General features: G+C 53.3%; 11 protein-coding genes. 10 read left to right on the top strand and 1 reads right to left on the bottom strand.

Going from position 1 to position 10,087, the window contains the following annotated elements:
• The first annotated feature begins 63 nt into the window (after nucleotides 1-63).
• Genes traC through traU form a run of 4 tightly spaced genes read left to right on the top strand, consistent with a single transcriptional unit; the run spans nucleotide 64 to nucleotide 4,718 of the window.
• Nucleotides 64-2,703, top strand: a complete 2,640-nt coding sequence (traC, locus tag Electrica_RS27295) for a type IV secretion system protein TraC (protein ID WP_142255957.1) — start codon at nucleotides 64-66, stop codon at nucleotides 2,701-2,703.
• A complete protein-coding gene (trbI, locus tag Electrica_RS27300; RefSeq protein ID WP_032744089.1) occupies nucleotides 2,703-3,092 on the top strand; it encodes a type-F conjugative transfer system protein TrbI in 390 nt (129 codons plus the stop codon). Before traC ends, trbI begins: the two co-directional genes overlap by 1 nt.
• On the top strand, nucleotides 3,089-3,718 hold the full coding sequence (traW, locus tag Electrica_RS27305) for a type-F conjugative transfer system protein TraW (protein WP_142255958.1): 630 nt from the start codon (nucleotides 3,089-3,091) through the stop codon (nucleotides 3,716-3,718). The genes trbI and traW overlap by 4 nt, the downstream gene beginning before the upstream one ends.
• A 22-nt stretch (nucleotides 3,719-3,740) precedes the next feature.
• A complete protein-coding gene (traU, locus tag Electrica_RS27310; protein WP_208764251.1) occupies nucleotides 3,741-4,718 on the top strand; it encodes a conjugal transfer pilus assembly protein TraU in 978 nt (325 codons plus the stop codon).
• Nucleotides 4,719-4,904: 186 nt separating this feature from the next.
• Here traU and Electrica_RS27315 read toward each other — a convergent pair whose 3' ends face one another.
• Nucleotides 4,905-5,141: a hypothetical protein gene (locus Electrica_RS27315; RefSeq protein ID WP_142255960.1), complete on the bottom strand. Its 237-nt coding sequence runs from the start codon at nucleotides 5,139-5,141 to the stop codon at nucleotides 4,905-4,907.
• A 236-nt stretch (nucleotides 5,142-5,377) separates the two neighbouring features.
• On the opposite strand from Electrica_RS27315, the gene trbC reads away from it, so the two are divergent.
• The 6 genes from trbC (at nucleotide 5,378) to traF (ending at nucleotide 10,081) form a co-directional block, all read left to right on the top strand.
• Nucleotides 5,378-6,025 carry a type-F conjugative transfer system pilin assembly protein TrbC gene (trbC, locus tag Electrica_RS27320; protein ID WP_142255961.1) on the top strand — a complete coding sequence of 216 codons (648 nt, stop codon included), beginning with the start codon at nucleotides 5,378-5,380 and terminating at the stop codon, nucleotides 6,023-6,025.
• Between the two features lie 376 nt (nucleotides 6,026-6,401).
• Nucleotides 6,402-8,357 (top strand): type-F conjugative transfer system mating-pair stabilization protein TraN, encoded by a 1,956-nt coding sequence (gene traN / locus Electrica_RS27330; RefSeq protein ID WP_142255963.1) that lies wholly within the window; start codon nucleotides 6,402-6,404, stop codon nucleotides 8,355-8,357.
• Nucleotides 8,358-8,372: 15 nt separating this feature from the next.
• Complete coding sequence (locus Electrica_RS27335; RefSeq protein ID WP_142255964.1) at nucleotides 8,373-8,753, top strand: hypothetical protein; 381 nt, start codon at nucleotides 8,373-8,375, stop codon at nucleotides 8,751-8,753.
• The gene (trbE, locus tag Electrica_RS27340; RefSeq protein WP_157349377.1) at nucleotides 8,722-8,970 is read left to right on the top strand and encodes a conjugal transfer protein TrbE; all 249 of its coding nucleotides are present in this window, start codon (nucleotides 8,722-8,724) and stop codon (nucleotides 8,968-8,970) included. The genes Electrica_RS27335 and trbE overlap by 32 nt, the downstream gene beginning before the upstream one ends.
• A 9-nt stretch (nucleotides 8,971-8,979) precedes the next feature.
• Nucleotides 8,980-9,306 (top strand): hypothetical protein, encoded by a 327-nt coding sequence (locus Electrica_RS27345; protein WP_142255965.1) that lies wholly within the window; start codon nucleotides 8,980-8,982, stop codon nucleotides 9,304-9,306.
• A gap of 22 nt (nucleotides 9,307-9,328) precedes the next feature.
• The gene (gene traF / locus Electrica_RS27350) at nucleotides 9,329-10,081 is read left to right on the top strand and encodes a type-F conjugative transfer system pilin assembly protein TraF (protein WP_032744065.1); all 753 of its coding nucleotides are present in this window, start codon (nucleotides 9,329-9,331) and stop codon (nucleotides 10,079-10,081) included.
• Nucleotides 10,082-10,087: the final 6 nt, after the last annotated feature.

Consider the following 10,087-nt stretch of genomic DNA (forward strand, 5'->3'; position numbering starts at 1 on the left):
TTTCACGATAATCTGTTTTCTACTTTAGATGGTTAATTAACACCCTCATTAAGGAACGCTCGCATGAGTAATAACCTGATGGATACCGTTGCTCAGGCCGTGAATTCGCTGGTGTCTGCGTTTAAATTGCCCGACGAATCTGCCAAAGCCAACGACATGCTGGGCAGCATGAATTTCCCACAGTTCAGCCGGGTTTTGCCCTATAAGGATTATGACTCTGCGACCGGACTGTTTATTAATGCCAAAACCGTCGGTTTTATGTTTGAGGCCCGACCTTTACCGGGCGCTAACGCACATATCGTGGCCTCGCTGGAAAACCTGCTGAGAACCAAAATTCCCCGCGGTGTTCCGGTGACCATTAATCTTATCTCGAGCAAGCTGGTCGGGGACGATATTGAGTATGGGTTACGGGAGTTCAGCTGGAGCGGTAAAGAGGCCAAAAAGTTTAATGCCATTACCCGCGCCTATTATCTTCGGGCGGCTGAAACACAGTTCTCCCTGCCTCCGGGGATGGATTTACCCCTGACTCTGCGTAACTACCGTGTCTTTATCTCCTGCTGTGTACCCCGAAAGAAACATTCGAAAGCACAGATCGTCGAGCTGGAGAACCAGGTAAAAATCATCCGGGCTTCCCTGCAGGGTGCGCAAATTCCAACGCGGATACTGGATGCCCAGGGCCTGGTCGATATCGTGCGTGAACAGGTGAACCCTGATCCGGGTGAAATGTACCGTAAGCCTTACAAACTGGACCTGTACCAGGACCTGAATTATCAGTGTGTGGATGACAGTTTTGATATGCAGGTCACTGCAAACCACCTGAAGATTGGTCTGCTGGACCGGAACGGTAAAGAGAAAGTCACCCGTGTTACCAATTATCATCTGGCCCGCGATCCGGAAATCGCCTTCCTCTGGACCAGTGCGGACAACTACGCCAACCTGTTGAACCCGGAGCTCTCCATCTCCTGCCCGTTTGTCATCACGCTGACGTTAATGGTGGAGGACCAGGTGAAGACCCAGAATGAGGCCAACCTGAAGTACCTCGATCTGGAGAAAAAAAGCAAAACCTCTTATGCGAAATACTTCCCGTCAGTGGAAAAAGAGGTTCAGGAGTGGGGGGACATCCGCCAGCGGCTGGCTACCAATCAGTCCTCTCTGGTGAGTTACTTCTTTAATATCACGGCCTACACCGACGATAACGCCGAAGCCTCTCTGGCGACCGAGCAGCAGATCCTCAACAGCTATCGTAAAGGCGGCTTTGAGCTGCTGCCCGCACGTTACCACCATCTGCGAAATTATCTGGCCATGCTGCCGTTTAAATCCGGTGAGGGGCTTTTCAAAGAGCTTCAGGCTGCAGGTGTCGTCAAGCGGGCAGAAACCTTCAATGTGGCCAACCTGCTGCCGGTTGTTGCCGACAGTCCGTTAGCGCCTGCCGGATTACTGGCGCCCACCTATCGCAACCAGCTGGCGTTCATCGACCTGTTCTATGAGGGGATGAACAACACCAACTTCAATATGGCGGTCTGCGGGACCTCCGGGGCGGGTAAAACCGGCCTTATTCAGCCACTGATCCGCAGCGTGCTGGACTCTGGCGGTTTTGCCTGGGTATTCGACATGGGCGACGGCTATAAGTCCTTATGCGAGAACATGGGCGGGGTTTACCTCGACGGTGACTCACTGAAATTCAACCCGTTTGCCAACATTCTTGATGACGCCAATTTTGACCTGTCGGCTGAGCGTATCCGCGACCAGATGTCGGTGATGGCGAGCCCGAACGGCAACCTGGATGAGGTGCATGAAGGTCTGCTGCTGCAGGCGGTGCAGGCGGCCTGGCTGAGCAAGCGTAATAAGGCCCGTATCGATGATGTGGTCGATTTTCTCAAAACCGCGAAAGAGAGTCAGGAGTACGCCGAGTCACCGACCATTCGCAGCCGCCTGGACGAGATGATTATTCTGCTCGACCAGTACACGGTGAATGGTATCTACGGCGATTACTTCAACTCCGATGAACCGTCATTGCACGATGATGCCCGGATGGTGGTCCTCGAGCTGGGCGGTCTTGAATCGCGGCCTTCCCTGCTGGTCGCGGTCATGTTCTCGCTGATTATCTATATCGAAAACCGGATGTATCAGTCCCCCCGCAGCCTGAAGAAACTGAACGTCATTGACGAGGGCTGGCGGCTGCTGGACTTCAAAAACGAAAAAGTCGGCACCTTTATTGAGAAGGGTTACCGTACCGCGCGCCGCCACCTGGGGTCATATATCACCATCACGCAAAATATTGTGGATTTCGACTCACCCACCGCATCCAGTGCGGCCCGGGCGGCCTGGGGTAACTCCTCATACAAAGTCATCCTTAAGCAGTCTGCCAAAGAGTTTGCCAAATATAACCAGCTCTACCCGGATCAGTTTACGCAAATGCAGCGGGACATGATTAACAGCTTTGGGTCAGCCAAAGACCAGTGGTTCAGCTCCTTCATGCTGCAGGTGGAGGCACATACATCCTGGCATCGTCTGTTCGTCGATCCCCTCAGCCGCGCAATGTACTCCTCAAGCGGGGCCGATTTCGAGTACATCAAAGGTCGCAAAAAGCAGGGAACGGACATTCACGACGCGGTGTACGAGCTGGCCAGCCGGAATTTCCCGGCAGAAATGTCTGACCTGGAAGCCCGCATTGCCCATGACAACATAAGGAACGTAGCCTGATGGACAACAACTCTGAGCAGCAAAGAACGACATTCTTCACTTTACGACGGAGTCTGACCGTTATCGCCCTCGTGGGCACCATTCTGGCGACCAATGTCTTTATCACGCGTCTGGTGCTGGCACATACCGCGCCACGGGTGGTGGCCTTCGATATGAAGAAGACGCTGGACAGTTTTATGGACAGCGTCAGTCAGAAGCCGCTGTCAGAGGCGCAGTCAAAAGCGCTCTCAGACCGCTTTAACGCAGCGCTGGAGCAGAGCCTGGCCGACTATCAGAAAACGAATCATGTCCTGATCCTGGTTTCACCGGCCGTGGTCCAGGGCGCACCCGATGTCACCCGTAAAATCCAGACCGACATTGCCACCCGAATGAAGGGGGCGCGGGAATGAAACGCACCGGTATTGCCGTGCTGGCGTTTTGCCTGATTTCCCCGGGCGTGCCGGCGGCTGACCTGGGAACCTGGGGGGATCTATGGCCGGTTCAGGAGCAGGACATGCTGACGCTCATTACTCAGCGTCTCGAGGCGCTACAGAAGTCGGGGAAATGGGCGCAGGAAATGGAAGCTTTCAAAGGACGCGTGATTGAGAACAGCCAGCGACCGGCGCCGGTTGAGGGAGTAGGGAAAGCGGATAAGTATGAACAGCGCTGGTTCGACCCCAGTATCCGGCTGACTGAGGACCTGAAAGATCACAACGGGCGGGTGTTCGCGCGCAAAGGCGACGTTCTGAATCCGCTGAAAACGGTCCCCTTTATGCAGACGCTGTACTTTATCGACGGTGACGATCCGGACCAGGTCGCCTGGATGAAACGGCAGGTCCCCGACACCCTGATAAGCAAAATTATTCTGGTGAAAGGGAGCGTGCCGGATACGTCAGTGGCGCTCGATGCCCGAATTTATTTTGACCAGAACGGTGTGCTTTCAAAACGGTTCGGCCTGACCAGGGTGCCGGCGCGCATTACCCCGGCGCCCTCTGGTGAGCGGCTGAACATCGAGACGTTCCCCGCTCATCAATAAGGATGTTGCCGTGAAACCTTTACTGCTTTTCTTCACCACTGTGCTGTTGTGGGGCCAAAGTCTGAATGTCCTTGCCGACCCGTCCTGCGAAGGCCGCTTTGTTAACCCGATTTCCGATGTTTGCTGGCAGTGCATTTTCCCGATGTCCATCGGGAGTGCCTCTGTGGCGGCCGGTGGCGGCCCGGACACGGTGAATCCGGCCAGCCCGATCCAAACGTGCCCCATGCCCCCGCCGATTTTTTACCGTATTGGGATGGCGATCGGTTACTGGGAGCCGATGGCCCTGACGGATGTCAGCCGCTCTCCGGGGTGCATGGTGAATATGGGCGGATTTAGCCTCAACCTGGGGAAAACCGGGATGGGGACCGCGAAAAAGGATGATAAGCAGGTCAACGGGGCCTTCTATCACGTGCACTGGTACAAATATCCGCTGACCAGCTGGCTCAGCATTATCACGTCGGCGGGTTGCCTGCAGGGCGGAGATATGGATATCGCCTACCTCTCTGAAATTGACCCGACCTGGGTGGACAGCAGCCTGACCACCATTCTGAACCCCGAGGCTGTTTTGTTTGCGAACCCGATTGCCCAGGGGGCCTGCGCCGCTGATGCCATCGCCAGCGCATTTAACAAACCGCTGGACATCCTCTTCTGGTGTGCCGGCTCTCAGGGCTCGATGTACCCCTTCAGTGGCTGGGTCAGCAACGAATCCAGCCCGCTGCAGTCATCGCTGCTGCTGAGTGAACGCATGGCCTACAAGCTCCACCGGCAGGGACAGATCCTGGAGACCGTCGGGGCCGATGTCGCGGTCTGTTACGAATACCCGTCACCGATTATTCCCAAGGAGCGCTGGCGGTACCAGATGGTGAATATGTACCCCGACAGCGCGCAGTGCCATCCCCTGGGGCGGACGGTCACGCGCTGGGAGGTCGGGAAAAACCCGCCAGTAACCCGAAAGAACTTCGGCTATCTGATGTGGCGAAAACGTAACTGTGTGTATTAAAGAGGATCAATCATGAAAGAAGAACAGAAACAATGCGACTCACAACCGGCTCAGTCTCAGGAGGCGTCTCCATGTGCATCACGGGTCACTTTCTGTATGGAGAAAAAGGCAATAACGGCAGAACAATACAGAGACTGGCAATTACTTGCCGCCAGTCTCCGGCGTAATATTAAAAAGGAGGTCTAATCAATAATTTCCGGATGTGGAAATCATAGCTTCTGTTATTTCAAGGCAAAGGCGGTTATAAGTTGGGTCGTTTTTATCCTGTATTGTTTTAACGATATTTATGCCAGTTTCGTGTGGTAGATTTCTGATGATGCAAAAAAGTAATTGTTTTAGTGCAATTATTTCGTCACTGCGCTGATTATCATCATAGCTAAATGAAACCTTTGCGGATTCTACAGTATTTGTTAGTTCGTTCATGTTAACTCCTTGTTGGAAAATGTTTATCCTGGTCTTTCTTGTCAGGGATGTACCAGGCTTAAACACGCTACTACAACGCGGCCGGGCGCGTAATCCCGGAAATTTATGGCTATGGCATAATCCGTAATAGTTGCATAACTGGCTGATTCATTTTTATACCCCTCTCAATAATAACGCTTTGTCAGAACCTTAATAACAAACTCCAGACACATTAAATGCTTTTGAATGAGGCAAATATGAATAAAGGATTAACCGGGCTGGCCTGGGGACTGAGCATGTTCTGTGGGGCGGTTTCAGCCGCAGACAATATCAATACACCGGGAAATCGCGAGTGGCTGAAACAGCAGGAAGACGTCAGTGAGCAGTTGCGCCAGCATCCGGATAAGGCGCTGCAGCAGGAGCTTGAAGCACAAATCAGTCGTAACCCCCTTACCCGTTCGGATCAGCAGTTCATCGATAATCTGGCCAGTGAGCAGCGTGAATCCACCCGGGATAAACCGGCGGAAGGTGCCGTGTATTTCATCTCCTTCTCAATACCGGACGAGGGGTTAAAACGGATGCTGCATGAAACCCACCGCTACGGTATTCCCGCCACGCTCCGGGGGCTCGTCAATAACGATATGAAAGCCACGACCGATGCAGTGATGGGGCTGGTTAAAGCGGGGATCACAGAAGGGGTGCAAATCGACCCGACGCTCTATTCACAGTACAACATCCGCAGTGTTCCCGCGCTGGTTGTGCGCTGCAAAGCCGGTTTTGACGTCATACAGGGCAATATTCGCCTGAAGCAGGCCCTGGAAAAGGTGGTTGAGAAAGGGGATTGTGCAGACACGGCCCGTAAAATGCTGGGAGCTGCTTCGGATACGCGAAGGAGTGCGTCATGAAAAAGAGGCCATATCATTATATCGACGAGGATATCCGGTATCTGGTTGCCTGTATGAACGCCTGTGAGTTCAGGACATACGCGTCCTGCCAGGGACATGGTTACCCGGTGGATATTATTACACCCTATATTGCCTTCACAGCACGGACAGAGCAGGCTTCCCGGCTAAGCCGATGTCTGTGTGAGGATGCAGAGTCAGCCGTGCCTGAACTCAGCTGGGGGTGGGATATCACCGGCAGTTTTAATTCAGCGCATTCTCTTTGTTTTCGGCTGAGCCCGACCCGGCCTCACAAAAGGATAAATCGCTGGCGGAGGGGCTCTCTGCGAGGCGATTTCAATATCATGGCAAGCTTTGTGAAAAAACAAGGAGGGCTGTCATGAAAGAGGTTCCCCTCATTCTTACCCTGCACGCCGCTGTACTCGGGACATTTATCTGGTTTACGGCTCCGGCCTGTGCTGACAGCACGTCCGATTACAAAGCGGGCGCTGATTATGCAAAACAGATACAGGGAAGCGGGACTGACGCGCTGAAGAACTTCAACGGGGCTGACACGCTGCCAGGGTATACCAGCAAACCGGCGCAGACGAAATATTACGGCGGCGTCTCCGCCAGCGGTGACAGTAACCTGAAAAGCGATTCCGCAGCGGAATGGGCCAGCAGTGATGTGGGGAACAGCATCACGGAGTCGTTTACTAACCGTCCCCCGGACAGTATTTCGGCCGACGCGCCGTTCATTCAGGCGGCGAAAGAGACCGAGTCCAGAGCGGATTCGATTGTGGGGAATACCGGTCAGGCCTGTACGGCACAGGTGGTTAATCGTAGCGAGTTCACGAACCATACGTGTGAGCGGGATTTGCAGGTGGAGAACTTCTGCACGCGGGAGGCGACGCTGAAAGACAACGCCACGACGCAAAAGGTCAGTCGTACATACCAGCAGGCCGTCCCGCTGTCCTTTACCCGGAACAGCACCCGATGGGGCGGGACGCTGACGATCCCGTCGACAGGGCGCCTGTTAAGTGTTTCCGTTGATGGTGAACCCCTTCCCGTTCCCTGGATTGATGAGTGTGACAACGAAGGAAAGGTCAGAGATAGCTGCAAGCTTGCAGTCAGTGAAAAAATCAGCCTCTTTGATAAAACATTCCCTGTCGATGTGATGACCTGGCCTCATACGATGACGACGTGCTCCGGTGGCCAGAATACGCACTGTACCCACCATTACTACGATGGTACCGGGAAAATTCACCAGTCTTTCAGCATGGACCGGAACGTTGTTGCAGGGCAGACCTTTGCGGTAACGAAAACGTCGAAAACCCAACCATCAGTGAATGTTAAATCCATTCAGGTGACGGTCATACTGGTCATGGAAGAGACGGAAACCGTATTTGCACCAGAGGTGGTCTGGGTTGAAAGCTGTCCGTTCAGCAAGGACGAGGGCACGAAAACTGGCGAAGAATGTATCAGCCCGGGCGGGACAAAAACTCTCAACCTCGGCGGGAAAGAGTACGCCTTTACGGAGGCCTGCTGGAAATATAAAGACACCTGGCTGACTCAGCCGGCGGATAACGGCTCCTGTGAAAACCTGATGAGTAATGCGGCCTGTACGTTGTCATCACGCCAGTGTGCGTTCAGCTCGGAGGACGGGACCTGTCTGCACGAGTATGCCACGTTCTCCTGCGAAACCCGGACCAGCGGAAAGCAGATGGTTTGTGGTGGCGATGTGTTCTGCCTCGATGGCGAGTGCGATAAAGCGGTCAGCGGCACGAACAACGACTTTGGACAGGCGGTTTCTGAGCTCGCGGCGCTGGCGGCGGCAGGAGAGGATGTTGCTAAGTTGAACGGCGTGGATGTGAAGGCGTTCACCGGTAAAGCGAAGTACTGCAAAAAATTCGCGGCCGGATTCAGTAACTGCTGCAAAGACAGTGGGTGGGGGCAGGACGTTGGCCTGGCACGCTGCAGCAGCGAAGAGAAGGCACTGGCCAAAGCAAAAACGAACAAGCTGACGGTTAGCGTGGGGGAGTTTTGCTCTAAGAAGGTATTGGGGATCTGCCTGGAGAAGAAACGCAGCTACTGCCAGTTTGACTCCAAGCTGGCCCAGATCGTTCAGGAACAGGGCCGCAACGGACAACTGCATATTAGTTTCGGGGGCGCCAGCAGCCCGAACTGCCGGGGGATCACGATGGCTGAACTCCAGGGCATTAACTTTAACCGGCTGGATTTTGCGAACTTCATGGAGGATTTAATGAATAACCAAAAAATCCCGGATAATGCGGAACTGACAGAGAAAACAAAACAGCGAATTAAAGAACTTCTCACACAGTCATCATCAAAATAAAAAAGGAAAGTAAACATGAAAACACATGGCCTTTTTAATAAGTACAGTAAAGGGAAAATGCTTTATCCGTTTATCCTGGTATTTATCATATTAAGTGCGATGTCGTGGCTGAGCACCGGCGCGATGCCGATGTTAAAATCCGTTGTGCTATTTATTATTATCCTGGCGACTCCGCTGCTGATGGCCTTGCTGGCCATGACACGTGGGGCACTGATGTTCTTCCTGGGTGCGCTGGTCACCCAGGTTACCGTCGCCATGCTGGTCACGCTGTTTACCGCGCACAGCTTGTCCGCGGCTGCCGGATTTGGTGCCGTTTCAATTGTCATCTACGTCCTCATCACGGGGTTCAGTGATGAAAAGACCGATGCCGGTAAGGAGGATAAAAGTGATAGTTAGCTTTGCTAAACATCCTGTTGTCGATTTTTCTCTGAGACTGGTGCTGACGATAATTATTATCTCCCCTGTGGTGTATTTTTCATGGGATGCCGTCAAAGGGACATCGGGCAGTGATTATATTGAGAGTGTGGTTTTTATCCTTATAGTCGGCTTTTTCTGGTTGATGAGTCACCTGTTTATTTCTGCTTTAGTAGGGATTTTGCAAAAAAGAAAATAAGGGGCAGGGATGAAAGAGAACAAATCATACGGGCTGGTGATCGTGTTTGTCGGCGTGTTTGTCGTTTTTCTGATCAGCATCATGTCTTACAGCCTGTGGCGGGATAAACAGATTAATGCGTTTCTGGCCACCAACCGGGCCTGGGGTATTCAGTGTGACAGGAGCTCGCAGGCTGCGTGGGTTATCAGGAACGGCGAGCGTACGGCATTAGAAATGAATAATATGACACTGTACTGCCACGGTTTCCGGTTTGAGGGACGCACTGACCCTGAAACGAAAACGGTCAGTCTCGATAAATACATCGTCTATCAACATATTTCACGCCAGCCGAATTAATTCAGTCAAAAAGGTATTCATTATGGGAAAACTACATGCCGCCATACTGGCGGGGTGCCTTTGTTGCACCCTGATGCCGGCCTGGGCGAAAGATGCGGGCTGGCAATGGTATAACGAGCAGCTAAAAAAAACAGACCCGGAAACGCCTGCCACGCCTCCGCCACCGCCAGCAAAGCAGGACATCCTTGAGAAGCTGGCGCAGCTGCAGACGGCCACAAAGCGATCGCTTTACGAGGCTATTCTTTACCCCTCATCTGACAATTTCGTGAAGTATTTCCGGCTACAGAACTACTGGACGCAGCAGGCTGGCCTGTTCTCGATGAGCGCGAAGAAGGCCATGCTGGAAAACCCCGAGCTGGACTACAACCTGCAGTATAGCCACTACAACGGTACCGTGAAAAACCAGCTGGCTGCCGACTACGCCGAACAGCGCAAGGCAATCTCCTCCCTGGCCCAGCACTATGGCGTGATGTTTTTCTACCGCGGCCGGGAGGCCATCGACGGGCAACTGGTCCAGGTCATTAAAAACTTCCGCGAAACCTACGGACTGAGCGTGATACCGGTCTCCGTCGACGGTGTGGTGAATCCCATGCTCCCCGACAGCCGGCTGGACCAGGGACAGGCACAACAGCTCGGCGTGAAGTTCTTCCCCGCGATGATGCTGGTCAATCCCAAAAGCGGGCAGGTTAAACCCCTCAGTTACGGCTTTATCAGCCAGGACGACCTGGCGAAACAGTTCCTCTATGTCTCCAGCGACTTTAAACCCAATTTTTAAGGAGTG

The organism is Klebsiella electrica (assembly GCF_006711645.1).
GTDB classification, from domain to species: Bacteria; Pseudomonadota; Gammaproteobacteria; order Enterobacterales; family Enterobacteriaceae; genus Klebsiella; species Klebsiella electrica.